This window comes from Paraburkholderia bryophila (assembly GCF_013409255.1).
Classification (GTDB): domain Bacteria; phylum Pseudomonadota; class Gammaproteobacteria; order Burkholderiales; family Burkholderiaceae; genus Paraburkholderia.
The window spans coordinates 3,962,148-3,985,841 of the sequence record NZ_JACCAS010000001.1 but is presented as its reverse complement, the minus strand read 5'-3'; the positions used below and the strand labels follow the sequence as shown (position 1 = coordinate 3,985,841).

The following is a 23,694-nucleotide window of genomic DNA, read 5'->3' as shown; positions in this document are numbered from 1 at the left end:
AATTGAGCGGAAAACCCGATTTTAGCAAGCGCAGCCGAACGACGCCGAAGCGCGGCGAGAAGCGGAGAAAATAGTGATGCCCGCATTCCGCCCGGCCCGCGACACTCGCGAGGTCGGTCGAAAGCAGAGCCTAGAGATGCGGTACCGACGCCGGCAATTCGCCGTGCGGCGCGGCGAGCGGTTCGCCTTCCATATGCCGCATGCCATGCGAGCACAACAGCCGGTACAACGTGACGCGCGAAATGCCGAGTTCCTGAGCGGCGTCGCCGAGACGGCCGCGATGGCGCAGCAACGCCAGCTCGATCGCCTGACGCTCGGCCGCCTCGCGCGCCTGCGCGAGCGATACCGGCACGATCTCGACATACTCGGCCAGTTCCAGATCGCGCGCCGTGATCGCGCGCCCTTCCGACATCACGATCGCGCGCCGCACCCGGTTGATCAGTTCGCGCACGTTGCCCGGCCAGCCATAGTTATGCAGCGCCGCGATCGCATCGGGAGCAAAGCCGCGCAGACGGCGGCTCGCGTCTTTCTTGAAACGTTCCAGCATGTGCCGCGCAAGCAGTTCGATATCCTTGCCGCGCGCGCGCAGCGGCGGCTCGTCGATCTGCAGCACGCACAGACGGTGATACAGGTCGGAGCGGAAACGCCCTTCGATCATCGCGGCGGTCATATCCACATGGGTGGCCGAGATGATGCGCACGTCGACGTCGATCGCACCGTGGCCGCCGAGCCGCTCGACCTTGCGTTCCTGCAGGAAGCGCAACAGGCTTGCCTGGCTTTCGAGCGGCAGATCGCCGATTTCATCGAGAAACAAGGTGCCGCCATTGGCGGCTTCCACGCGGCCGATCTTGCGCTGATTCGCGCCCGTGAACGCGCCGCGCTCATAGCCAAATAGTTCGGATTGCAACAGATGCGGGGGAATCGCGCCGCAGTTGATCGGCACGAACGGCGCGTTGCGCCGTGCCGAGCGCTCGTGAATCGCGACCGCCGTCAATTCCTTGCCGGTGCCCGATTCGCCGGAGATGAACACCGGCGCGTCGGTCATGGCCACTTTGCGGATGGAGCGGAACAGCGCGAGCATGGCGTCGCACGAGCCGACCATTTCGCCTTCGGCGCCTTGCGATGCATCGTTCGAAGCGGGTTCGCCCAGCGAGATCATGCCGTACGCGTGGCCGACCGAATCGACGATGCGGTCGCCCGAATACGGCACCGTCACATAGTCGAAACAGTAGTCGCGCACGAGCCGGCGCAAGGCGGCGTCCTGCAACTGGCCGGGCAACGTGGCCGCGACCCAGCCGACGTTCGGCATGGTCAGGCAGGATTCGAAGGCGGCAATTTCATGCGGCTGGAAGTCGCTGCACAGATCGAGCAGGCCGCCCGCCGCCATTCCGGCGCGAACCGCCCGGCGCACGTCGCGCGCCGATCCCACCACTTCGACATGCCAGCCACGCTGATGAAAGCGTGTGTTCAGCTCCGCGCTCGGGTCGCGTGAAACATAAATCAGTTGCCGCGTTGCGGGTTCCATTATTCAGATCCTCTCGTCAACGAACGTTAAGGATGACGCACGCACCTGAACCAAGATTCAGACACGCTGACTCGTTCGGGATTCGCGCAATAGCAAAAACCGAACGGCCATTCCATTCCGTGCGGACAGCTGATCCCCAAGAAAGCGGCGTGTGTGTTTGAGACGGCCCGTTAGCGGGCTTTTTTAAATCTGAAGCTCTTTTTCGAGAGCTTACTATACGCGCGTCGCTTGGAAAACAATTATGCGAATTTAATCGTAAATCCCATACCCAGTAAGGTTTAGCGGGCGATCCACCGAGATTAAGCCGACAAATAAAACACGAGTGGAAGCGCTTTTCCTAGCGTAGACCCGAAGGTACTTCGTACCGCCGCAATTAACAAATTATAGGTATTTTCTGCCTGCCGTTTCAGCGCTGAAACGTTTTTGTCCGATTTGTCGAGGCTGGCTCCGGGGTATGCGGGTCGCATCCAGATGCACCAATGGATTGCGAGTGATGGCACACGTTTCGCTAAATGCTGTGCACCAAGGAGACACATCATGCGACTCGCTTTCCGCATCGAACTGAGCAGCCTCGCATCTTGCGCCGCACTGTGCGCCGCAGCCGCTCTGTTCGTGCTGCCCGCCGGCGCCCGTGCCCAGCAAGCCAACCAGGCGCAAAGCGCCACGCTGGCCGATTCCGCCGACTCGAACGACAGCGGCTTCGCCTCGTTCACGAACGCGACGCTCCGCGTTAAAGCCGCGCCGGACTGGACGACTTCGATGGCCAGCGAATTCCGCCTGCTCGCCGGCAACGTGCTGAGCCTTCCGGTCGATGGTGCATCCGTGAACGATTTTTCGCTCGACGACCAGGTGTTGTCGCGGCAACGCGGCGGCGCGGTCGGCATGTTGATGGTCGCCGCGACGCCGCAGTTGATGCGTGGCAACGGCAACGGTAACGGCGTGACGCTGTGGGACGAAATCGCCCCGCCCTCGTCGCCGCTGCCGATTCCGGTCGACGCCGCGCGCACGGCGCAAGGCAACGTGGCCAATTACCAAAGAAAGTAACCGAACAGATTAACGACGCATACCGGCGGCGGTGACGCGCACAGCGCGCCGCCCGCTCACAGAGACGAAGGCAAGGGACCGAAATGACTATCTCAACCCGCATGCCGTACGCGCACAGGTCGCCGCTGTCGACCTCGCACCCGGCCCGCCGTCCCGCCGCTCTGGCCGCACTGGCTAGCGCCGCCCTGCTCGCCGCATGCTTCAGCGTCTGCGCCAACGCGCAACAGACCGTCAATCCTGGCGACATCATCGTTGAACGCACGGTCACGCCGCGTGACGCGTTCATCCCGGTGCCGAAGGATCAGGATCCGGTCGCCGTACGCGCCACCACTTTCCCGGCCAATTCCTTCAATCCGGCGATCGCCCAACTCGTGGGCGATACCGATCTGACGAATGCGCACGGGTCCAGCGGCGTCGCCGACGGCGGCGTGCTCGGCGGCACCGGCATGCAGGCGGTCACGCAAATCCTGAGCGGCAAGTCAACCGGCAACAACGTCGCGCTGAACGCGGGCGGCATCGGCCTGCCCGGGCCCGGGATCGGCGGCACGATCACCTCGTCGGTGACCGGCGCGCTGGCGCCGCTGTCGAACGCGCTGAGCGGCTCGCTCGGAGGTTTGAAATGAACCCGCTCAACTCGCGTTCACCGCGCTTGCGTTCACTGCATACCGCGCTGTGCCTGTGCTTGGGCGGCGTGACGCTGCTGGCCGGCCAGGTGCATGCGCAAGCGGTGCCGACCGTCGGCGCCAACGCGACCATCGGCAACGGGGCCGGCGCGGGTGTCACCGGCGCGTTCGCGGTCAACGAAACGGCCGGCCTCGACAACGCGCAGGCCAATCAGATCACGCTGACAAACGGTGGCTCGGTCGGTAATGCCAACGTCGGCACACAAAGCGCGAGCGTCGCCGCGAAGGTCACGACGGCGCGGGCGTCGATCGAAGCCAACGCTTTTTCGAATACATCCGGCGCGGTACTGGTGAACCAGTCCGCCGGAGCAGGGAATCTGCAGCGCAACAGCACCCAGATCGGGACCGCCGCTGTGCTCGGAGTCGAGACCGTCTCGGATGGGGAGCTATCCGCGACGGCCCCGAAAAACGGAAGTCTGGGTCAATCCATCGGGGTTCATAGCGTCCGCGAAGCCAACATCTCCAGCGATGCCTTCAAGAACGTCAGCGGGATCGTGCAGATCAACCAGACAGCCGGCGCCGGTAATGCCACGGCAAACAGTTTTGTGCTCCGTCCCCCGGCGGGCACTTTTTTTAACTGACCACACTTAAAGTATCGGAGCGAATCATGAAGCGCACTCTTATTGCCGCAGCCGTCCTCGTTGCCGCATCCGGCAGCGCCTTTGCCGCACCGCATAACGTCTACCTGTTCAATGCCACGCTGGTCGGTGAAGCGGTCGGCGTCGAAGGTCTGGTTGGCCTGTACGGTTGCGTGCACGTGTCCAGCACGGCCGGCGCGGTGATCAACAACAGCCAGATGGTCAACGTCAACGCGTCGCTCGACCCGCAAGCCCAGAGCTACACGAGCGGCCACGTGACGACGTCGGTGAATAACAACTCGTCGTCGGTCGTCGGCGGCGGCGTTGCATACGCCGTGCTGACGCAAAGCCATTCGTCGAAATCGTCCAGCTCGCAAGGCGCTCAGGCGTCGGCCGGTTATGTGTACGGCAGCCAGAGCAGCGCGGTGCAAGGCGGCGGCTATTCGTTCAGCCAGCAGGCAGCCGGTATTGAAGGCGGCTTCAGCCACACCAGCCAGAACTCCGGCGGCCATATCGCGGCCGGTGGCTCGATCGGCGGCAGCTACAACTATCAGGGCTTCAATACGCCGTTCTTCGGCGAAGGCTCGGCTCATGCAAGCGGCGGATTCTCGGCCGGCTACAACGAATCGAGCTATGCCAACTCGGCAGGTGTAGCGGGCGGCTTCGAAGCCAGCGAAGGTTCGGGACAAGGCAAGGTGTGGGGCTACAAGGCTAGCCAGGGCTCCGGCTACGCCGCGGTCGGCGAACAGTCGTCCAGCTATTCGAAGAGCTCCTCGTCTTCCACCGACGCCTACGGCGCAGCATGGGGTATCGACGCCAGCCTCGCCACGACCGACGTGACGGTCAAAGGCTCCGTGACGCAGCACATCAACACGCAAGCCGCCGGTACGCTGAACGCCACGACCGGCAACGGCGCCGCCAACGGTGTCTCGGGCAATCTCGGCATCAACATCACGGAAGGTATCGACAACGCTCAAAGCAACGACGTGTCGCTCGCTTCGGTCGACGTCGGCAACGTGTTCGGCAATGCGCAGATCTTCAACACGCAAAGCTCGGCCGGCACCGCCAAGATCAACAACTTCAATCTGAATGCGTCGATCGGCGACAACTCGCTGCAAAGCGTGTCGGGCAATGTCGGGGTGAACGTCTCGTCGGGTATCGGCAACGTGCAGAACAACAGCCTCGCCGGTGCAGTGACGACGACCACGCCGATGAATGCCGAAACCACGGCAATGGTCGCCACGGATGACAACTCGCAAACCGCCAGCATGTCGGTCAAGGGTCAATTCCAGGGTACCGCGATGCTGGGCGCAGGCGCTTTGATGAACGCGTCGGGCAACATCGGCGTGAACATTGCCGGTGGCGCGGGCAACCTGCAACACAACGGCCTCGCGATCGCAGCGCTGAACAGCGGTCACTAAGCTGACAGCACCGCGACAGCGGGTAGAAGAAGCCAGAAAAGCAGCAGGGAGGAAGCGCCGGCCGCCATCGAAGCGGCCGGCGCGACCACAAAGCAGGAGACCAGCATGTCCGGGTTCAAGGGGTTCCCGGCGCTACGCTTCACCGTAGCGTTGGCAAGCTGCACGTTGTGCGTGGACCAGACTTACGCGCAGGCGAGCATCGACACGTCCACCTTCGCGGGCGTGCCGTTGACGAAGACGGTTCGTTCGATGAAGGACATCCGTTACAGCCACATCGTCAATCAGCAGTTCGACTACAGCTGCGGTGCGGCGGCGCTTGCGACCCTCCTCAAATTCGGCTACGGCATCGACATTCCGGAGACCGAACTGATCCGCCGGATGATGGTGTTCTCCACGCCCGAAGTGGTGGTCAAGAATGGCTTCTCGATGCTCGACATGAAGAAGTTCGTCGAGACCATCGGCATGCGCGGCCGCGGCTTCCGGGTCACCGTCGACGCACTCCAGCATTTACAGATTCCCGTGATGGTGTTGATGAACATCGACGGGTACGAACACTTCGTGATCGTCAAGCACGCCGAGCAAGGCCGCATCTTCATTGCGGATCCGGCGCTGGGCAATCGCATCGTGATGCAGGAGGACTTCGCGAAGACCTGGAACGGTCTCGTCTTCGCGGTCCTCGGCAAACCCTTCAGGGAGGATTCACCGCTCTTGCAGGACAACGAGTCGCTCGCGCTGAAGCTGCGCGCCAACGCGCTGGCTAACGGCACCGCTGCGACTCCCTTTGTCGAGTACGGCTTGATCAAGGCAGACCTGTTCTGACTCAACCATGAAGCAACACCTCACTCAGCTCGGGCTCGCAATCTGCACCTTGATGTGCGGCCTGACCAGCAGCGCCCATGCGGCACAAGGCACCGGCTCGCCACCGGTGCCTGAATTTCTCGCCGCTCACGATACCGACGTCGCAGCCCTCAAGGTGCAGATGGTCGGCGACGATGTGCTCGCGACCCAGACCGGCAAATACGCCGGCGGCACGATGATTTCCGGTTTCGTGCTGAACGTCATTTCGCAATGGCAGTTGCCCAACGGCGTGACCGCCCTCGCCCAGGGCACGCTTTCGGCGGTGCAGAACGCCGTCGGACAGGTCACCACCGCTGTCAATTCAATGGCGAGCGTCACGGGGGGCACCGGCGGCAACTCGGGCGCCAACCCGAACGCTCAAGCCACCGGTGGACAAAACATGTCGGTCAACGGGGTGTCGCAAGTCACCCAGGTCGCGGGCGATAAGAACACGGGTTCCAACTCGGCCATCATCGATTTCAATAATAACGCCGTGATTCTGGGGGGCGCCGCCAATGTCCCGTCAGCAGCGGCCAGCAATTCGACCGGCTCGGTTAAAGCCGGCATCACGTTCGGCAGCAATGGCATTAGCGTCGCATTACAAACACCGGCTGGGCTCGCCACCCAGACCATCACGCCAGGCAACGGGCAGATCGCCCAGTTACTACAGATTGCAGGCAATAACCAGCAAGTCGCCAACGCATTGCAGTTGAGTTTGCAGACGCAGCAAATGTCAGCCGCGATGATCCGTCAGTTAGGCGTACTGCAAGCGCTGCAAAACCGGAGATGACGTGACGGGCCGCCACCCGTCAACCGTAGGACCAGCAGTAAAGATACGGTAGCGCGCCGGCCGGCAACGGACGGCGTGCCGCCGGAACACCGGGGGAACACAAAATGAACAATTTTTCATCGACCAGAATGCCGCGCATGGCACTGGCGGCCATTCCAGCCGCCGTCCTGCTATTCGCGCTTTCGCAAAGTGCCGGCGCCCAGGCGCTGGCGGGACAATCGGTAGAAGACCGTCTGAACACGTTGATGCGGGTCGTCGACGAGCAGCAGCGACAGATCCATTCACTCGAAACGCAAGTCACCAATCTCGAGATGGCGCAGCGCGGCCGCGGCATGCCGGGCTACGGCGCGCCGGCCGGCAGCGAAGCGGTGGCCGAACAGCCCGGCGCCGACGGGCTGCCGGTGCCGTTGCCGCCGCTCGCCCAGGTCAATCCGGGCGTCCCGGCGCCAGGCGGGAACACGGGCACCGCCACCGGCGTGCCCGTCTACCCGCCGGCGCCCGAGGGCAACAGCGCGGGCGGCCTGCCCGCCGCTACCGACGGCAGCGGCGCGATCGGCACGACCCAGAAAGCCAACGAACCGGTGCGCACGCAAGCCGAAGAAGCCGTCGTGCAACGCGAACACGCGCCGCTCTTCGACCATAAGCTGACGCTGGACTGGGGCATTAGCGACACCTACTACGATCGCCGCCAGTTGCAGTTGTCGGGCTTCCTCGCGCTCGACGCGATTTTCCTCGGCAACATCAACCTCGGTGAGACCAAGTCGCACCAGGTGATGGCCGATCTCGATACGCGCTACGGTCTGACCGACCGCATGAGTATCGACGTCGACGTACCGTACATCTACCGGCATAGCAACTTCATTGTCGGCGGCGCGGGCGGCGCAGCGAACACACTGTCGGACGCGTCGGTGAACGGCAGCAATGTCGGCGACATCAACTTCGGGATCTACTACCAGTTCCTGAAAGAGACCAACAGCCTGCCCGACGTGGTCGGCAGTCTGCGCATCAAGGCGCCGACCGGCACCTCGCCGTTCGGCCAGAAGCTGGTGCAGGTGGACGCCAACAACACCAACCTGGTGGCGCCGAACAAGCTGCCCACGGGCACCGGCATGTGGAACGTCACGGCCGGCGTCTCGCTGTTGAAGACCTACGACCCGGTGGTGCTGTTCGGCAGCCTGTCGTACACGTATAACGTCGCCCGTTCGTTCGCGGATATCTCGTCGGTGCAGGGACAAACCGAACCGGCGACGGTCAAGCTCGGCGACGTCGTGCAGTTCGGCGGCGGCGTCGCGCTCGCGTTCTCCGACAAGGACTCGGCCAGCATCTCGTACACGATGGCACTCGAACCGGAGTCGAAGACGCGCGCGCCGGGCGGCTCGTACTCGAAGGTGCCGGGCAGCGAGACCACCGCGGCCGCGCTGAATTTCGGGCTGAACCACGTGGTGAACAAGCACCTGACCATCAACGGTTCGGTCTCGGTCGGCCTGACGCCGGACGCGCCGAACTTCGTGGTCGGCGTGCGCTTTCCCTACACATTCTGATATGCCAACAATACGAGGTCGAACGTGCGTGAATCACCTCATCTGACCAGTGTTGCTCCGGTGGCGGGAGCGGGTTCGCATCTGACGCTCGCGCTGCCGCAGAAGAGCGCGGCGACCCGCGCCGTGGACACTCCGCCGCACCTGCCGCCGGCGGTAGCCGCGAATGGCGGCGTGGCGGCGGTGGCCCACATACGGACCGAACGTCTGTTGCTGTACGTGGCGCGCACGCCGGACGAGACCTTGATCGCGCATCTGAAAAGCCGTGGCTGGAACGTCGCGGCGGCACGCTCCGCGCATGAGCTCGGCAAGCTCGTGAAGCCCGACGTGGCGTGTGCCGGCATCGTCGATCTGGCGAGCTTTCCGCCGCGCGATCTGGCCGGTCTCGAAGCCAGTCTGCGTCAGCAGCAGGTCGGCTGGATCGCGCTCGCTACGCACGAGCGCTTGAACGATCCGGTCGTGCGGCGGCTCGTGCGCCACTACTGTTTCGACTTCGTGAAAATGCCGGTGGCGAATGCCTCGGTCGACTATCTGGTCAGCCACGCGTTCGGCATGGTGACGCTGTGCGAACCGGAAATCCCGCCGCCCAGCAACGAATCGGGCGATGAGGAAATGGTCGGCACCTGCGAAGCGATGCAGCAACTGTTTCGCACCATTCGCAAGGTGGCGAACACCGGCGCGAGCGTGTTTATCTCCGGCGAGTCGGGCACCGGCAAGGAGCTCACCGCGCTGGCGATTCACGAGCGCTCGCCGCGTCGCAAAGCGCCGTTCATCGCGATCAATTGCGGTGCGATTCCGCACCATCTGTTGCAGTCGGAACTGTTCGGCTATGAGCGCGGTGCGTTTACCGGCGCGAATCAGCGCAAGATCGGCCGGGTCGAAGCCGCCGACGGCGGCACCCTGCTGCTCGACGAAATCGGCGATCTGCCGCTCGAAAGCCAGGCGAGCCTGCTGCGCTTTCTGCAGGAAGGCAAGATCGAACGCCTCGGCGGCCGCGAATCGATTCCGATCGACGTGCGGATCATTTCCGCGACTCACATCGATCTCGAAGACGCGATGCGCGAAGGGCGTTTCCGGGCCGACCTGTTTCATCGGCTGTGCGTGCTGCGGGTGGACGAACCGCCGTTGCGCGCGCGCGGCAAGGACATCGAAATTCTCGCGCATCACATCCTGCACAAGTTCAAGACCGACAGCGCGCGCAAGATTCGCGGCTTCACGCCGTCGGCGATCGAAGCGCTGTACAACTACACCTGGCCGGGCAACGTGCGCGAGCTGATCAACCGGGTGCGCCGCGCGATCGTGATGGCGGAGAACAAGCTGATTTCCGCCGACGACCTCGATCTCGGCGACTTCACCGAACAGCAGACCATGACGCTATCGCAAGCGCGCGAGGCCGCCGAGAAGCGCGCGATCGAAACGGCGTTGCTGCGCCATCGGCATCGGTTGAACGAGGCGGCGGTGGATCTGAATATTTCGCGCGTCACGCTGTACCGGCTGATGGGCCTGCATGGCTTGCGCGAATTGAGCGCCGTCGAAGACAAAGCCGTGCTCGCGGGAGAGGACGCCGCGCAGGAGTGACGGCTTGACCTAGGGACGGGTCCACACCCGTGGGCCCGCTTCTGCGCGTCAGGTAGAATCGTCCCGGTTACGTTCCCCTTTCCATTCGATGACGACGCTCACCCTGATCGTCGCTCGCGCCAATAACGGCGTGATCGGCCGCGACAACCAGTTGCCCTGGCGACTTCCCGAAGACCTCGCGTTCTTCAAGCGCACCACCATGGGCGCGCCCATCATCATGGGCCGTAAAACGCATGAATCGATCGGCCGGCCGCTGCCGGGACGCCGCAACATTGTCGTGACACGGGACGCCACGCGTCGCTTTCAGGGCTGCGACGCCGCCACGACTCTCGAAGAAGCGCTCGAGCTCGCCGCCCAGGATCAGGCGCCGGAAGCGTTTCTGATCGGCGGCGCGCAGTTGTACGCGGAAGGGTTGCGGCAGGCGGACAAGCTGATCATCACCGAGATTTCCGCCGACTTCGAAGGCGACGCCACGTTCCCCGAACTCGACGACAGCGAGTGGGAAGAAGTCGCGCATGAAACGCATCGCGCGGATGCACCGAATGACTTCGATTACGCGTTCGTGACTTATAAGCGCACGGGCGCTTGAGGGTGCTGAAGGTGCTGAGGCCAGACTCAAACGCATTCGCATAAAAAAACGCCACGCAAGTTTGCGTGGCGTTTTTGTTTCTGCCTGAGGGTTGTGCGTTGCCGCGGCTGCGCGTCTCAACGCACAGCATCAACCCGCTTACTGCCCGGCGATCGTCATCCGTTCAATCAGCACCGAGCCGGTCTGCTTGGTGCCGCGTGTGATCGTATCCGCGCCGATCGCAACGATATGGTGGAACATCTCCTGCAGCGTGCTCGCCACGGTGATTTCCTCGACCGGATACTGGATCTTGCCGTTCTCGACCCAGAAGCCCGACGCGCCGCGCGAATAGTCGCCCGTCACGTAGTTCACGCCCTGCCCCATCAGTTCGGTCAGCAGCAAGCCAGTGCCGAGCTTCTTCAGCATGGCTTCGAAGTCGTCTTCCGGACGCGTGTTGGAACTCTTCAGCGACAGGTTGTGCGAGCCGCCCGCATTACCGGTGGTTTGCATGCCGAGCTTGCGCGCCGAGTACGTGGAGAGGAAATAGCCTTCCACTACGCCGTCTTTCACGACTGACCGCTGTTTGGTGCGCACGCCTTCTTCGTCGAACGGCGCGCTGCCCATGGCGCGGGCGACGTGCGGATCTTCGACCACCTGCACGTGCGGCGCGAACACCGGCTTGCCGAGGCTGTCGACGAGGAACGACGTCTTGCGATACAGCGCGCCGCCGCTGGTGGCTTGCACGAACGCGCCGAGAATACCGGCGGCGAGCGGCGCTTCGAACAGCACCGGCACCTTGCGGGTGTCGAGGCTGCGCGCGCCGATGCGCGACAGCGCGCGTTGCGCCGCGTAACGGCCCACCGCTTCCGGATCGGCCAGATCGCCGGCGTTGCGGGTCGAGGTGTACCAGTCGTCGCGCTGCATATTGCGGCCGCTGCCGGCGATCGGCGCGCACGCAACGTAGTGGCGCGAGAACGGATAGCCCGCGAGGAAGCCGCGCGACGTGGCGAGCACGAATTGCGAGTGCTGCGCCGAGACGCTTGCGCCTTCCGAGTTCTTGATCTGCGGGTCGGTCGCGAAGGCGGCGTCTTCCGAGCGACGGGCGATTTCCACGGCTTCATCCGCGCTCAGATTCCACGGGTGATACAGATCGAGATCGCGCGGCGCGGTTTCGAGCAGCTCCGCTTCGGCGAGCCCGGCGCAGTCGTCTTCCGCCGTGAAGCGCGCGATGTTGTACGCCGCCGCGACCGTGTCCTTCAGCGCCTGCGACGAAAAGTCCGAGGTGCTTGCGTTGCCGCGCTTGTTGCCGATAAACACCGTCACGCCGACCATCTTGTCGCGGTTGTGCTCGATCGTCTCGACTTCGCCGCGCCGCACGGAAACGGACAGGCCGTCGCCTTCGGAGATCTCGGTTGCCGCGTCGGTACCGCCGAGCGACTTCGCGTGACGAAGGATGTCCGAGGCGATTTCCTTCAGCTCATCCTGGGTATGCGGAAAAAAGCGCTGCTTGACGTCCATGTCTGCTGCCATTGTCGTTGCCGTCCTGTTCGGGGCCGGGCGGCCCTGTGTGTGCGTACCTGCCACGCATGTGCGTCTGCGTCTGCATTTGTGTCTGCATTTGCGTCGTAACGCATCCCGCGATCATAGCAAGGTCCGCGCCGCCGTACCTGGCATTCGCCGGGCGTCACTTCAACGGTGCTTTGGCGGGCGCGCAATCGTGCGAAAGCGTACCGTCGAGGTCATGCGCAATCCGGCGCGGCAGGCGTGGCGCGAAGGCTCGCGCGCGCCGGGACGGCCGGTTCGAGGGGCGCGGCACGCTACAATATCGGTATGACACGCAAAACCCGCATTCAACCTATCGAATCCGCCGAGCCGGAAATCGACGAGAACGGTTACGACCGTCCCAGCAAGTCCCAGCTCAAGCGCGACATGCATGAGCTGCAGGAACTGGGCATGGCGCTGATCGCCTTGCCGAAAGACGCGCTCAAGCGCATGCCGATGCCCGAAAAGCTCGACGACGCCGTGCGCGAAGCGCGCCGCATCACCGATCACGAAGGTAAGCGCCGCCAGGTGCAGTACGTCGGCCGCGTAATGCGCTCGCTGCTGGACGACGAAACCGCCGCGCTGCGCACCGCGCTCGACACCTACAACGGCGTCAACAAGGCGGAAACGGCCAAGCTCCACTGGATCGAACGCACCCGCGAAAAACTGCTCGCCGACGACGCCGCGCTGACCGAGTTCATCCGCCAGCATCCGAACGCGGATCCGCAGCAGGGCCGCACGCTGATCCGCAATGCTCGCAAGGAAGCGCAGCAGAGCAAGCCGCCGCGCTACTTCCGCGAGCTGTTCCAGTGGATCAAGAACGCCGACGGCCCGTCCGCCGCGACCGATTCCGACGCTGACGACGCCTTGGAAGACGACGATGACGACCACGACGAGTAATCCCTCGGACAAAGTGGAGCGGGTGACGCGGGTGGCGCGGCAGCATCCGGACGAAATCGTGATCGGCCTCGTGTCGATCAGCGACCGCGCGTCCACCGGCGTGTACGAAGACAAAGGTATTCCGGCGCTGCAGGAATGGCTCGGCGCAGCGCTGAGTTCGCCGTGGCAGGTCGTCACGCGCCTGATTCAGGACGACGCGGCCACCATTTCAGCCACGCTGACCGAACTGGTCGACGACGTGGGCTGCGATCTGGTGCTGACCACCGGCGGCACCGGCCCATCGCGCCGCGACGTGACGCCGGAAGCGACACTCGCGGTCGCCACGAAGGAAATGCCGGGTTTCGGCGAGCAGATGCGGCAGATCAGCCTGAACTTCGTGCCGACGGCGATTCTGTCGCGCCAGGTAGCGGTGATTCGCGAAACGGCGGAGCACGCGGCGCTGATCATCAATCTGCCGGGCCAGCCGAAGTCGATCAAGGAAACGCTGGAAGGTTTGCGCGATGCGGGCGCTGGGGCTGGGGCCAGCGGTGCAGTGAAGGTGCCGGGTATTTTTGCCGCGGTGCCTTATTGCATCGATCTGATCGGCGGTCCGTATGTGGAAACCAACGCCGACCTGGTGAAGGCGTTCCGGCCGAAGAACGCGCAGCGGGCGGCGAAGCAAGGGTAAAGGTGGGCCTGGATTCGGCCTCAGCCTTCGGTCGACGCCCGGTTTTGCGCTTTCAACCCAAAGCTCGCGCTTAATCGCGCAGGTCTAAGCCAGTGCCGGTCAGGCGCAGCCAACGAACTGCGCCGCCTCCTTCCGGAAGCGGGCGCAGCGAAAAGTCCGCCCGTTATTCCGCAGCGCCAGCCGCATCCGGCGACGCCGGAATCAGGAAGTGTTCGCGGTAGTACTTCAGCTCGTCGATCGACTCGTGAATATCGGCCAGCGCCGTATGCATCGCGCGCTTCTGGAAACCCTTGTAGATTGCCGGCTGCCAGCGGCGGCACAGTTCCTTCAGCGTGCTGACGTCGAGATTGCGGTAATGAAAGAAGCGCTCCAGATCCGGCATCCAGCGCGCCATGAAGCGGCGATCCTGGCAGATCGAGTTGCCGCACATCGGCGATTTGCCCGGCGGCACATACGCGCCCAGGAACTCGCGAATCTGTTCGGTGGCGTCGGCTTCGCTGACCGTGGAAGCCTTCACGCGGTCGATCAGGCCCGAGCGGCCATGCGTGTTCTGATTCCACTGATCCATCTTGGCGAGCGTCTCGTCGCTCTGATGAATTGCCAGCACCGGACCTTCGACCAGGCGGTCGAGCGTCGAATTCGTCACCACCACCGCGATTTCGATGATGCGGTCGGAATCGGGCTCGAGCCCGGTCATTTCCATGTCCAGCCAGACGAGATTCATGTCGCTACGCACGAGCGGCTGGTCGGTGGATGCGAGGATGTCAGTCATGAAGGGCAACCTTGATGGCCAGGCAGACGGCGTGCAACACGCGCGCCTGCCCCGGCGAATGTTCGTTTGAGATTGGTTTGAAGCGTTTGAGCCGCGTTTGGCTCACGTTCGGCCCGCGTTTGGCCTTATGCCCCGCCGCGAGGCGGGAAGAAACATATAATTCTCGCATAGATACCACGGAATCCCCGGATGCCTACCCTGTACTTCACCGTTCTGTTCGTCGTCGCCGTCGTGGCGATGGTCGGCACCAAACTATGGCTCGCGTCGCGGCAGATCCGCTTCGTCGCCAGCCATCGCGAGCAGGTGCCGAGCCAGTTTGCCGGCACCATCGCCCTCACCGCGCATCAGCGCGCCGCCGACTACACCGTCGAACGCACTCGCCTCACCATGATCGAGATCGTCGTCAGCGCGGCCGTGCTGGTCGGCCTGACGCTGCTCGGCGGCGTGCAGGCGCTCGATCTGGCGATCTCCGACTGGCTCGGCCGCGGCTACGCCGGCCAGATCGCGCTGGTCGCGGCGGTGATTGCGATCACCAGCGTGATCGATCTGCCGTTCGACTACTACCGGCAGTTCGTGGTCGAACAGCGCTTCGGCTTCAACCGTATGAGCAAGGGCATTTTCTTCGTCGACCGTCTGAAGGGCGTGCTGCTCGGCGCCGCGTTCGGCCTGCCGCTGCTGTTCGTGGTGCTGTGGCTGATGAACCAGGCCGGCAGCCTGTGGTGGTTTTGGACGTGGGTCGTGTGGGTGGCGTTCCAGATGCTCGTGCTGGTGCTGTATCCGTCGTTTATCGCGCCGCTCTTCAACAAGTTCGAACCGCTCAAGGACGAAGCGCTGAAAAGCCGGATCGAAGCGCTGATGCAGCGCTGCGGTTTCGCCGCCAAGGGCCTGTTCGTGATGGACGGCAGCCGCCGCTCCGCGCACGGCAATGCGTACTTCACCGGCTTCGGCGCGGCCAAGCGCATCGTGTTCTTCGACACGCTGCTCGCGCGTCTGTCGGGCAACGAGATCGAAGCCGTGCTCGCGCACGAACTCGGCCACTTCAAGCGCCGTCATGTGATCAAGCGGATGCTCGTCACGTTCGCGATCAGTCTCGCGATGCTCGCGCTGCTCGGCTGGCTCACCCAATGCGTGTGGTTCTACGAAGGCCTGGGCGTGCGGCCGTCGCTGATCGGCGGCAATAGCGGTCTGGCGCTGGTGCTGTTCTTCCTCGCGCTGCCGGTGTTCCTGTTCTTCGTCACGCCGCTCGGCAGCCTCAGCTCGCGCAAGCACGAGTTCGAAGCGGACGCGTTCGCCGCGACCCAAACCGATGCGCAAGATCTCGTCAACGCGCTCGTCAAGCTGTATGAGGACAACGCGTCGACGCTGACGCCCGATCCGCTCTACACCGCGTTCTATTACTCGCATCCGCCGGCGTCGCAGCGGATCGACCGACTGTTGCGTCACGCATGAGCGGCCGCTCCCCGAAGGCGAAGCAAGCCCCGTCCGCCGCGCGCGTAGGCGGCCTCGTGATCGCCGCGCATGGCCGCCACTACCTGGTTGCGCCGGAAGACGGCAGCCCGATGCTCCAATGCTTCCCGCGCGGCAAGCGCAGCGAAGTGGCGGTGGGCGATCGTGTGATTTACGAAATGACGTCGGCCGATCAAGGCGTGATCGTCGAGATCGGCGAACGGCGCAATCTGCTGTATCGCTCGGATCAGTACAAGTCGAAGCTCTTTGCGGCGAATCTCGATCAACTGCTGATCGTGCTCGCCACCGAACCGCGTTTCAGCGAAGACCTGCTCGGGCGCGCGCTGGTCGCGGCGGAAGCGAACGAGTTGAAGCCGTTGATCGTGCTGAACAAGACCGACGTGACCGCCGAACTCGAGGGCGCGCGCAAGCGGCTCGAATCGTATCGGGCGCTCGACTATACGGTCGTGGAAGTGTCGATCCGGACGCAGCCCGAGGCGGCGCTCGCTGTATTGACCGAACATCTGCAGGGACATTCCACCTTGCTGCTCGGCCAGTCCGGTATGGGTAAATCCACGCTGGTGAATCTGCTGATTCCGGATGCCGAAGTCGCCACGCGCGAAATCTCGACCGCGTTGAACAGCGGCCGTCATACCACGACGTTCACGCGACTTTATCCGCTGCCGGATCTCGATGGCAGCGGCAAGCGCGGTGTGTTGATCGACTCGCCGGGCTTCCAGGAATTCGGTTTGCATCACCTGACCGAAGGCCGGCTCGAACGCGCATTTCCCGAGTTCAGGCCGCTGCTGGCGAATTGCCGGTTCTACAACTGCCATCATTTGCAGGAACCCGGCTGCGCGATTCTCGAAGCGGTCGCCGACGGCAGCATCCGTCGTGAACGGCATGCGCTGTACGCGCAACTCGTGCACGAAGCCAGTCAGATCGTGCGCTGACATGAGGCTGATGCGCGCGCCGAATCTGATCATTGGGCAGCACTGGGTGAATCTGCTCGACGCCGCGGGTATTCGTTGCGAATTGCACAACCGTTATCTGAACGGCGCGCTCGGGGATATTCCGGCGGATCAGTGCGCGCCTGAACTGTGGCTCGTGGATGAGCGCGATGAGGCGATGGCGCGGAGGTTGATCGAGGCGGCGTCGCATGGACCGGCGGCGGGGTCGCCTTCGTGGCGGTGCCATGCGTGCGGTGAAATGCTCGAAGCACAGTTTACGGTGTGCTGGCAGTGTGGGACGGCACGGGATCCGTTGGATGGGTGAATGAATGAGGGCATAAAAAAACCGGGCAATTGCCCGGTTTTTTTGCCCTACGTGACGCTGGTCTCGCCTTGCGTGGCCTTGGTTGGGTCCTAAGCTACCCACACCGCGATCGTCAGCATCAACAACAGAATCATCCACAGCACCACCGCACGCCACACCAATCCCACCGCCGATTGCAACGTACGCGGCGTGCAGTCGTCGCCGACCTGCATCGGACCGCCGTCGCCGGTTGTCAGCGCGTCGAGGCTGGACGGTTCCGCCAACGGCCCGCTCAACCGCGCGCCCAATGCACCGCTGCCGGCCGCGAGCAACACGCCGTCGTTAGCATCCGGCCACTGACGCGCATGGTTGCGCCATGCATAAATCGCGTCTTCGAAATTGCCGACAATCGCAAAGCCCAGCGACGTCAGCCGCGCCGGCACCCAGTCGATCACGAAAAACGCACGCTGAGCAAAGCTCGAAAACGCAGCGGTCCGATCGTCGACCGGCCTTGCCCACGTGCGCGCCAGATATTCGGCGATGCGATACAGCACCGCGCCCGCCGGGCCGACCGGAATCAGGAACCAGAAGAACACCCCGAACACGTGACGATGCGACGCCACCACCGCATGGATCAGCGTATGACGCACGATCTCGCTGACGGGCATGTCCACGGTATCGAGCCCGGTCCATTCATTCAGGATTTCACGTGCGCGCGGCACGTCGTCGTTATTCAACGCAAGGTGGATGTCGGTGAAGTAATGGCTGAACTGCCGGAAGCCGAGCGTGAAGTACAGCACCGCGACGTTCCATAGGAACGCGAGCGCAAAGTGAATGTGGTAGAGCACGTAGTAGACGAGCGCGACGGCCAGCGTCCACGGCACCACCACCACGAGCCAGGCAAGCAAGCCATGCTTGGGCTTGCCGGCATCGAATCCGTGCGCCGCCGACTCCGCATGGTATTGAAGCAGCGCGGACACCGGATTGTTCGGCGACAGCGCGCGCACCTGTTCAATGATCAGAGCCAGCAATACGGAGAAAAAAGTCATGCGATGCGCCGTGCTTTTCGAGTTTTTACGATTGTTTTATAACGATAGCACAGGGTCGGATGCCACTGAGCCCGGACGTTGACAAACACCCAACAAGTGCACAACCCGCGGCGATTCAAGCCGCAAGAAAGCGATAAAAATTGCGCAGCATGGCCGCCGTCGCGCCCCAGATGAAATGGTGGCCTCCGACCGGATTGTCGCTCTCGTCACCCGCCTCCTTCTCCGCCGACGCAGCACGCGGATACGGCATCGCAAAGAAACGGCGCTCGCCGCCTTCGTAGCGAAAGATGCGCTCTTCGTGATTCGCGGGGTCCATCAGAAAAGCGAGCGGCACCTCGAAGACTTCGGCGACTTCGAGCGCATCCGCTTTCAACGCGAACGGCGGATGCACCAGACCGATGACCGGCGTCACGCGAAATCCGGTGCCCGTCAGATAGTCGGGCAACGCACCAAGAATTTCAACACGCGACGGCGCAAGACCCACCTCTTCCTGCGCTTCGCGCAGTGCAGTGGCGGTGGCGTCGGCATCGAAAGGTTCGTGACGGCCGCCCGGAAAACTCACCTGGCCGGCGTGATCGTTCAAATGGTCGGCACGCTGGGTCAACAACACGGTGAGGCCGTGCTCGCGAACCACCAGCGGCACCAACACCGCGGCAACGCGGGGATCGACGTGCGTATCGCGCCAGGGCGCTTCGATGATCGGCTCGGGCGCCCACGAAAGACGCTGCTCGAACCGTGCGCGCAAGCCGTCGGGCGTGAGACGCCCGCCGGCCACCGGCGGCAGATCGGCGCCTGTCGCGACGACAGGCAAGGTTTCGGGCTCAAAGACGGGGCGGATCAACGGGTCTCTCGAATAGGCGGAAGGGGACGTGCCGCTATTTTGACCTGGCAAACAAAAAAGCACCCGCGAGGGGTGCTTTTTCTTACAGCATTTACGCTTGGGAAGCAGCGCGGTCTTTCGAGACCAGCTTTTCCTTGATCCGGGCCGACTTGCCCGAACGGTCGCGCAGGTAGTACAGCTTCGCACGACGCACGTCGCCACGACGCTTCACGACGATGCTTGCCAGCAGCGGCGAGTACGTCTGGAACGTACGCTCGACGCCTTCGCCCGACGAAATCTTACGGACGATGAACGACGAATTCAGACCACGGTTACGCTTGGCGATCACGACGCCTTCGTAAGCCTGAACACGCTTACGCGTACCTTCGACCACGTTCACGCTGACGATCACCGTATCGCCGGGGGCGAATGCGGGGATAGTCTTCTCGCCGAGGGCGCGGCCAATTTCTTCCTGCTCGAGTATTGCAATCAGATTCATCACTGACTCCTAGGTCCATCTTGTCGGCGTTCGTACCTGCTTCGCGCCAAGTTGCCTTGTTACGCTCCGCTACGGCCCCGATAGAGGATGGGTTCACATCTGGCGCCGTACACGCATGTGCGGCGCCGCCTAATGTCCGCTCGAAAGACCGCGGGCTTTACGCCTTCGACTCTTCCTTCGCGAGACTCGTAAGCCATGCCTCGTCGGCACGGCTCAACATCTTGTTCTTTCTGGCCTTCACGATCAGATCGGGCCGCTTGTTCCGCGTATTGCGCAACGCTTCGCGCCGACGCCACGCCTCGATTTCCGCATGATGGCCGCCGAGCAGCACATCGGGTACACGCACGCCGTCGTATTCTTCGGGACGCGTGTAATGCGGACAATCCAGCAGCACATCGACGAAACTGTCCTGCACCGCCGACTGCGAGTCGTTGAGCACGCCGGGCAACTGACGCACCACGGCATCCATCAACGCCATGGCGGGCAATTCACCGCCCGACAGCACGAAGTCGCCAAGGCTGACTTCTTCGTCGACGACACGGTCGAGCAAACGCTGATCGATCGCTTCGTAACGCCCGCACAAGAGAATCAGACCGGGCTCGGCAGCGAACTGCATGACACGGTCGTGATTCAGCGTAGCGCCTTGCGGTGACATCATCACGACACGCGGTGCGCCAATACCCTGCTCCGCCTGCGCAGCTTTCGCCGCGCCGATCGCGTCTTCGAGCGGTTTGGCCAGCATAACCATGCCGGGGCCGCCGCCGTATGGGCGATGGTCGATCGTGCGGTAGTTGTCGGTCGTGAAATCGCGCGGATTCCACGTACGCAACCCGTAGCGCTCCTGCTTCGCCGCCCGGCTGGTGATACCCCAGTCGGTCAGCGCGCGAAACATGTCGGGAAAGAGCGTGACGACATCGAACTGCATCGCTCTCTCCGTTCAGCGAATGATTTAGTAATCAGCTTCCCAGTCGACGGTAATCAGCCCGGCCGTCTGGTCCACTGTTTTGACAAAGACGCCGACGAACGGGATCAAGCGCTCACCGGTAACCGGCTTGCCGCTTTTGTCGGTAGCCGGATATTCGATACGCAACACCGAGTGCGCGCCGTTGTCGATCATGTCTGCAACCTTGCCGAGGTGGACCCCAGCAACGTTCACCACATCCAGGCCGAGCAGGTCGACCCAGTAGAATTCGTCGGCTTCGAGAGCCGGAAATTCGCTGCGGCTGATATAGATGCGTGTACCGCGCATTGCCAGCGCCACGTCACGATCAGCGACGCCGCCCAACTGGGCAACCACACTGTCGCTATGCGTTTTCGCCTGCAACGACGGCGTCGACCTGCGCTCATGGCCTTGCATCAGCCACCAGCGCTTCGCGCTCAGCAAAGCGTCGCCGCCATGCCCGGCATCCGCGTGAGCGGCTACCTTGACCCAGCCTTTGAGGCCGTAAGCATCGACGATTTTGCCGACCTCGACCACATCGGCCGGCCAGCTTTCCGCCGTTTCCGGGCGCATTTCTGCAGCACCAGAAGCAACGGGTACGACATCGGCTTTCGCCTTGCCTTCGGATTTTTCGACCGGCTTGCGGACGAATGCACCGAACGGCGCCTGATCAGACGTCTTGGCGCGCGAAGTTGCCTTGGCGCGACCTGAACTGCCGGAATCACGCTCAGACATGATTGAACCTCGCTGCTAACTTCGACGCCTGTTTCAGCAAAACACTTTGCGCATCGGACTGCTCACACAGACTGCGCGAGCCGCCGGCCGAACCGACGACGACACACATGCTAGCTACCATTAAGCAGCCGGCTGCGCCTTTTGCGCTTCTTTCACGAGACGCTCGACGGTCGGCGACAGTTGCGCGCCAACACCTTGCCAGTACGTCAGGCGATCTTGAGCGATACGCAGCGACTCACCCTTCGTAGCGACCGGGTTGTAGAAACCAACGCGCTCGATAAAGCGGCCGTCACGACGGTTACGCGAATCGGTTGCGACGATGTTGTAGAACGGGCGCTTCTTGGAGCCGCCACGAGCCAAGCGGATGATGACCATACTAGAATCCTTGAAAACCGGGGTTCGGAACGACTGAAACACGCGATTATAGCGGGAAACCGACGCCATAACAAACACTTACGGGGATAAACTGAGGAACGAGGTTGCGCCGCCCATCCGGAAATGGCCCTCGGACTCCGCTGAAACGCCCGAATTACCTGACGGAGCGCCCGTGAAACTCCTGCCGCCGATTGCGCTTTTGCCTGCATTTTTTGCCATTCGCGTGTGGTTTGCCGGTTTGTTGGCGCGCGCCTTGCGTCGTCGAAGCACCGTGCGTGCCGTTGCAGGCTTGTTGCTCGCCGGACAGGCCTTCGCCGCCCTCGCCGCGTTACCGGTCGAGCAGATCAAACTGCCGCCGGGCTTCCATATCGAGGTTCTGTCGGACGCGGTGCCGAGCGCGCGAGCCATGGCGCTGTCGCCGCAAGGCATTCTCTATATAGGCAGCCTCGACGGCCACGTCTACGCGCTCGAATTGCAGAACGGCCACATGACGGCCCGGCATGTGATCGCTTCGGGCCTGGAAATGCCGGCGGGCGTGGCCTGGCGAGAAGGTGCGCTGTATGTGTCCGCGGTGTCGAAAATCTTGCGCTACGACGCGATCGACAGTCATCTGAACGATCCGCCCAAGCCGGTTGTGATCACCGACTCCCTGCCAACGGAAACGCATCACGGCTGGAAATTCATCGCGTTCGGGCCGGACGGCAAGCTGTATGTGCCGCAGGGCGCGCCCTGCAACGTGTGCCTGAAGGATCGCGACCGGTATGGGCTGATTGCCCGCATGAACCCGGACGGCAGCCATTACGAGGTCATCGCGCGCGGCATCCGCAACTCGGTTGGTTTCGCATGGCATCCGGCGACGCATGAGCTGTGGTTCACCGACAACGGCCGCGATCTGATGGGCGACGACGTACCGGACGACAAGCTGAACCGCGCGCCGCGAGTCGGCATGGACTTCGGCTTTCCTTATTGCCATGGCGGCGACACGTCCGATCCCGAATTCGGCAAAGACCATCCGTGCAGCGCGTTCACGCCGCCGGTGGTCAAGCTGGGCGCTCACGTCGCCTCGCTCGGCATGCGCTTCTATAACGGTTCGATGTTTCCCGCCGCGTATCGGGACACAATTTTCATTGCCGAGCACGGTTCGTGGAATCGCAGCAAGAAGGTCGGTTACCGCGTGGTGCGAGTCATCACCGACCCGGACGGCCGCAACGCTCATCAGGAAGTCTTTGCCGAAGGCTGGCTTCAGCCCGGAGAAGCGGTGTGGGGCCGCCCGGCCGACGTGCTGCCGATGCCCGACGGTTCGCTTCTGATCAGCGACGATTATGCCGGCGCGGTCTATCGCGTGACTTATTCAGGGCCGGCGTCCTGAACCATGCGGCGCCGGCGAACGCACGAAGCAGACTATGACCCCGTCCGAAGGCACCGCACGAATACTCTCACCTTAAACAAGCCCGTCCGAACCAGCGCAAGTGGGCACCGCCAACACCCGCCGCTGCGCGCGGCAATCCCGCCCGCGCCCGGCCATCACGTGACCGCCGCTACCGGGCGGGCGTAGAATGCGCGTCGGTTCGCGCCCTTCGGCGCGCCGCACCGTTCGACCGCCAGCTACTGCTCGCTACCGCCCGCCACTCCGACCTCGCCTACATGTCCACCCTTGCTTCGGCTTCCCCGCGCTTCAGATCCAAGACGATTACCGCCGCGCTGGCCTTCTTCTTCGGCAGCCTCGGCGCCCACCGCTTCTATCTTTATGGCACGCGCGACATTTACGGCTGGGCGCATCTGATCGGCATGCTGATCGGCATTCCGGGCGCGATGCTGCTAGTGGCAAGCGAGCGCGCCTCGATGCTCGGCTGGGTACTGGCGTTTTTCGGCGCCGTTTCGCTGCTCTCCGCGTTTCTCGCCGCGATCGTCTACGGGCTGCGGCCGGATGAAAAGTGGGACGCGCAATTCAACGCGCAAACCCAGCGCCAAAGCCGCTCCGGTTGGACGGTGATCTTCATCGTGATCTTTTCGCTGCTGATCGGCGCATTTTTGCTGATGAGCGGTCTCGCCATCTCATTCCAGACCTATTTCGAAGGTCAGGTGCAAGCGGCCAAGGCGCTGTCCCAGTAATCGCCCTTCGGTCGCGCGCGG

25 protein-coding genes are annotated in these 23,694 nt (G+C 63.1%); 16 read left to right on the top strand and 9 right to left on the bottom strand.

Features of this window, described 5'->3' with window-relative positions; translation table 11 throughout:
- Window positions 1-130: 130 nt before the first annotated feature.
- Window positions 131-1,525, bottom strand: coding sequence for a sigma-54 dependent transcriptional regulator (locus tag GGD40_RS17880; RefSeq protein WP_176058604.1), 1,395 nt, complete (start codon window positions 1,523-1,525; stop codon window positions 131-133).
- Between the two features lie 537 nt (window positions 1,526-2,062).
- Here GGD40_RS17880 and GGD40_RS17875 point away from each other — a divergent pair.
- The 9 genes from GGD40_RS17875 (at window position 2,063) to GGD40_RS17835 (ending at window position 10,583) form a co-directional block, all read left to right on the top strand.
- Entirely contained in the window at window positions 2,063-2,569 is a 507-nt protein-coding gene (locus GGD40_RS17875) for a hypothetical protein (RefSeq protein WP_179744417.1), read from the top strand.
- An 83-nt stretch (window positions 2,570-2,652) separates the two neighbouring features.
- Window positions 2,653-3,192, top strand: coding sequence for a hypothetical protein (locus GGD40_RS17870; RefSeq protein WP_179703483.1), 540 nt, complete (start codon window positions 2,653-2,655; stop codon window positions 3,190-3,192).
- Window positions 3,189-3,833 (top strand): hypothetical protein, encoded by a 645-nt coding sequence (locus GGD40_RS17865; RefSeq protein WP_257030424.1) that lies wholly within the window; start codon window positions 3,189-3,191, stop codon window positions 3,831-3,833. Before GGD40_RS17870 ends, GGD40_RS17865 begins: the two co-directional genes overlap by 4 nt.
- A 26-nt stretch (window positions 3,834-3,859) precedes the next feature.
- Entirely contained in the window at window positions 3,860-5,251 is a 1,392-nt protein-coding gene (locus GGD40_RS17860) for a hypothetical protein (protein ID WP_179703481.1), read from the top strand.
- Between the two features lie 105 nt (window positions 5,252-5,356).
- Window positions 5,357-6,070: a C39 family peptidase gene (locus GGD40_RS17855; RefSeq protein WP_179703480.1), complete on the top strand. Its 714-nt coding sequence runs from the start codon at window positions 5,357-5,359 to the stop codon at window positions 6,068-6,070.
- Window positions 6,071-6,077: 7 nt separating this feature from the next.
- Complete coding sequence (locus GGD40_RS17850; RefSeq protein ID WP_179744416.1) at window positions 6,078-6,878, top strand: peptidase C39; 801 nt, start codon at window positions 6,078-6,080, stop codon at window positions 6,876-6,878.
- Between the two features lie 104 nt (window positions 6,879-6,982).
- Entirely contained in the window at window positions 6,983-8,419 is a 1,437-nt protein-coding gene (locus GGD40_RS17845; RefSeq protein WP_179703478.1) for a hypothetical protein, read from the top strand.
- A gap of 24 nt (window positions 8,420-8,443) precedes the next feature.
- Window positions 8,444-9,994, top strand: coding sequence for a sigma-54 dependent transcriptional regulator (locus GGD40_RS17840; protein ID WP_179703477.1), 1,551 nt, complete (start codon window positions 8,444-8,446; stop codon window positions 9,992-9,994).
- Window positions 9,995-10,082: 88 nt separating this feature from the next.
- A complete protein-coding gene (locus tag GGD40_RS17835) occupies window positions 10,083-10,583 on the top strand; it encodes a dihydrofolate reductase (protein WP_035547481.1) in 501 nt (166 codons plus the stop codon).
- 138 nt (window positions 10,584-10,721) lie between these two features.
- Here the strand turns inward: GGD40_RS17835 and pmbA are convergent, their stop codons facing one another.
- On the bottom strand, window positions 10,722-12,092 hold the full coding sequence (pmbA, locus tag GGD40_RS17830; RefSeq protein ID WP_035547483.1) for a metalloprotease PmbA: 1,371 nt from the start codon (window positions 12,090-12,092) through the stop codon (window positions 10,722-10,724).
- Between the two features lie 300 nt (window positions 12,093-12,392).
- Between pmbA and yjgA the strand changes: the two genes are divergently transcribed.
- Together yjgA and mog are read left to right on the top strand one after the other, a co-directional pair.
- Window positions 12,393-13,004, top strand: a complete 612-nt coding sequence (gene yjgA / locus GGD40_RS17825) for a ribosome biogenesis factor YjgA (protein WP_179703476.1) — start codon at window positions 12,393-12,395, stop codon at window positions 13,002-13,004.
- The gene (gene mog / locus GGD40_RS17820) at window positions 12,985-13,671 is read left to right on the top strand and encodes a molybdopterin adenylyltransferase (RefSeq protein ID WP_218900923.1); all 687 of its coding nucleotides are present in this window, start codon (window positions 12,985-12,987) and stop codon (window positions 13,669-13,671) included. The genes yjgA and mog overlap by 20 nt, the downstream gene beginning before the upstream one ends.
- A gap of 163 nt (window positions 13,672-13,834) precedes the next feature.
- Here the strand turns inward: mog and orn are convergent, their stop codons facing one another.
- Window positions 13,835-14,443: an oligoribonuclease gene (gene orn / locus GGD40_RS17815; RefSeq protein WP_179744415.1), complete on the bottom strand. Its 609-nt coding sequence runs from the start codon at window positions 14,441-14,443 to the stop codon at window positions 13,835-13,837.
- Window positions 14,444-14,632: 189 nt separating this feature from the next.
- On the opposite strand from orn, the gene GGD40_RS17810 reads away from it, so the two are divergent.
- From GGD40_RS17810 to GGD40_RS17800, 3 genes are read left to right on the top strand one after another with little or no spacing between them, the layout of a single operon-like run.
- The gene (locus tag GGD40_RS17810; protein WP_179703474.1) at window positions 14,633-15,892 is read left to right on the top strand and encodes a M48 family metallopeptidase; all 1,260 of its coding nucleotides are present in this window, start codon (window positions 14,633-14,635) and stop codon (window positions 15,890-15,892) included.
- Window positions 15,889-16,842, top strand: a complete 954-nt coding sequence (rsgA, locus tag GGD40_RS17805; protein WP_179703473.1) for a ribosome small subunit-dependent GTPase A — start codon at window positions 15,889-15,891, stop codon at window positions 16,840-16,842. The genes GGD40_RS17810 and rsgA overlap by 4 nt, the downstream gene beginning before the upstream one ends.
- Window position 16,843: 1 nt before the next feature.
- Window positions 16,844-17,164, top strand: a complete 321-nt coding sequence (locus GGD40_RS17800) for a putative signal transducing protein (RefSeq protein ID WP_179744414.1) — start codon at window positions 16,844-16,846, stop codon at window positions 17,162-17,164.
- 89 nt (window positions 17,165-17,253) lie between these two features.
- On the opposite strand, the gene GGD40_RS17795 is transcribed toward GGD40_RS17800, so the two are convergent.
- The 6 genes from GGD40_RS17795 to rpsP all read right to left on the bottom strand — a co-directional run bounded on the left by GGD40_RS17795 (window position 17,254) and on the right by rpsP (window position 21,561).
- Window positions 17,254-18,192 (bottom strand): CobD/CbiB family protein, encoded by a 939-nt coding sequence (locus GGD40_RS17795; protein WP_179744413.1) that lies wholly within the window; start codon window positions 18,190-18,192, stop codon window positions 17,254-17,256.
- Window positions 18,193-18,307: 115 nt separating this feature from the next.
- Entirely contained in the window at window positions 18,308-19,033 is a 726-nt protein-coding gene (locus GGD40_RS17790; RefSeq protein ID WP_179744412.1) for a CoA pyrophosphatase, read from the bottom strand.
- A 91-nt stretch (window positions 19,034-19,124) separates the two neighbouring features.
- On the bottom strand, window positions 19,125-19,511 hold the full coding sequence (gene rplS, locus GGD40_RS17785) for a 50S ribosomal protein L19 (RefSeq protein ID WP_035547504.1): 387 nt from the start codon (window positions 19,509-19,511) through the stop codon (window positions 19,125-19,127).
- 157 nt (window positions 19,512-19,668) lie between these two features.
- Complete coding sequence (gene trmD / locus GGD40_RS17780) at window positions 19,669-20,436, bottom strand: tRNA (guanosine(37)-N1)-methyltransferase TrmD (RefSeq protein ID WP_035547506.1); 768 nt, start codon at window positions 20,434-20,436, stop codon at window positions 19,669-19,671.
- Between the two features lie 24 nt (window positions 20,437-20,460).
- Window positions 20,461-21,186, bottom strand: a complete 726-nt coding sequence (gene rimM / locus GGD40_RS17775; RefSeq protein ID WP_179703468.1) for a ribosome maturation factor RimM — start codon at window positions 21,184-21,186, stop codon at window positions 20,461-20,463.
- Between the two features lie 120 nt (window positions 21,187-21,306).
- A complete protein-coding gene (rpsP, locus tag GGD40_RS17770; protein ID WP_006050280.1) occupies window positions 21,307-21,561 on the bottom strand; it encodes a 30S ribosomal protein S16 in 255 nt (84 codons plus the stop codon).
- 253 nt (window positions 21,562-21,814) lie between these two features.
- Between rpsP and GGD40_RS17765 the strand changes: the two genes are divergently transcribed.
- Both GGD40_RS17765 and GGD40_RS17760 read left to right on the top strand, forming a co-directional pair.
- Complete coding sequence (locus GGD40_RS17765; RefSeq protein ID WP_445013581.1) at window positions 21,815-22,930, top strand: PQQ-dependent sugar dehydrogenase; 1,116 nt, start codon at window positions 21,815-21,817, stop codon at window positions 22,928-22,930.
- Window positions 22,931-23,205: 275 nt separating this feature from the next.
- Window positions 23,206-23,673, top strand: a complete 468-nt coding sequence (locus tag GGD40_RS17760) for a TM2 domain-containing protein (RefSeq protein ID WP_179744410.1) — start codon at window positions 23,206-23,208, stop codon at window positions 23,671-23,673.
- Window positions 23,674-23,694 lie beyond the last annotated feature (21 nt).

Excerpts from the sequence above, each read along its gene's own strand:
- GGD40_RS17880 (WP_176058604.1), bottom strand. The coding sequence starts at position 1,525 with ATGGAACCCGCAACGCGGCAACTGATTTATGTTTCACGCGACCCGAGC.
- GGD40_RS17875 (WP_179744417.1), top strand. The coding sequence starts at position 2,063 with ATGCGACTCGCTTTCCGCATCGAACTGAGCAGCCTCGCATCTTGCGCC.
- GGD40_RS17870 (WP_179703483.1), top strand. The coding sequence starts at position 2,653 with ATGACTATCTCAACCCGCATGCCGTACGCGCACAGGTCGCCGCTGTCG.
- GGD40_RS17865 (WP_257030424.1), top strand. The coding sequence starts at position 3,189 with ATGAACCCGCTCAACTCGCGTTCACCGCGCTTGCGTTCACTGCATACC.
- GGD40_RS17860 (WP_179703481.1), top strand. The coding sequence starts at position 3,860 with ATGAAGCGCACTCTTATTGCCGCAGCCGTCCTCGTTGCCGCATCCGGC.
- GGD40_RS17855 (WP_179703480.1), top strand. The coding sequence starts at position 5,357 with ATGTCCGGGTTCAAGGGGTTCCCGGCGCTACGCTTCACCGTAGCGTTG.
- GGD40_RS17850 (WP_179744416.1), top strand. The coding sequence starts at position 6,078 with ATGAAGCAACACCTCACTCAGCTCGGGCTCGCAATCTGCACCTTGATG.
- GGD40_RS17845 (WP_179703478.1), top strand. The coding sequence starts at position 6,983 with ATGAACAATTTTTCATCGACCAGAATGCCGCGCATGGCACTGGCGGCC.
- GGD40_RS17835 (WP_035547481.1), top strand. The coding sequence starts at position 10,083 with ATGACGACGCTCACCCTGATCGTCGCTCGCGCCAATAACGGCGTGATC.
- pmbA (WP_035547483.1), bottom strand. The coding sequence starts at position 12,092 with ATGGCAGCAGACATGGACGTCAAGCAGCGCTTTTTTCCGCATACCCAG.
- yjgA (WP_179703476.1), top strand. The coding sequence starts at position 12,393 with ATGACACGCAAAACCCGCATTCAACCTATCGAATCCGCCGAGCCGGAA.
- mog (WP_218900923.1), top strand. The coding sequence starts at position 12,985 with ATGACGACCACGACGAGTAATCCCTCGGACAAAGTGGAGCGGGTGACG.
- orn (WP_179744415.1), bottom strand. The coding sequence starts at position 14,443 with ATGACTGACATCCTCGCATCCACCGACCAGCCGCTCGTGCGTAGCGAC.
- GGD40_RS17810 (WP_179703474.1), top strand. The coding sequence starts at position 14,633 with ATGCCTACCCTGTACTTCACCGTTCTGTTCGTCGTCGCCGTCGTGGCG.
- rsgA (WP_179703473.1), top strand. The coding sequence starts at position 15,889 with ATGAGCGGCCGCTCCCCGAAGGCGAAGCAAGCCCCGTCCGCCGCGCGC.
- GGD40_RS17800 (WP_179744414.1), top strand. The coding sequence starts at position 16,844 with ATGAGGCTGATGCGCGCGCCGAATCTGATCATTGGGCAGCACTGGGTG.
- GGD40_RS17795 (WP_179744413.1), bottom strand. The coding sequence starts at position 18,192 with ATGACTTTTTTCTCCGTATTGCTGGCTCTGATCATTGAACAGGTGCGC.
- rplS (WP_035547504.1), bottom strand. The coding sequence starts at position 19,511 with ATGAATCTGATTGCAATACTCGAGCAGGAAGAAATTGGCCGCGCCCTC.
- trmD (WP_035547506.1), bottom strand. The coding sequence starts at position 20,436 with ATGCAGTTCGATGTCGTCACGCTCTTTCCCGACATGTTTCGCGCGCTG.
- rimM (WP_179703468.1), bottom strand. The coding sequence starts at position 21,186 with ATGTCTGAGCGTGATTCCGGCAGTTCAGGTCGCGCCAAGGCAACTTCG.
- rpsP (WP_006050280.1), bottom strand. The coding sequence starts at position 21,561 with ATGGTCATCATCCGCTTGGCTCGTGGCGGCTCCAAGAAGCGCCCGTTC.
- GGD40_RS17760 (WP_179744410.1), top strand. The coding sequence starts at position 23,206 with ATGTCCACCCTTGCTTCGGCTTCCCCGCGCTTCAGATCCAAGACGATT.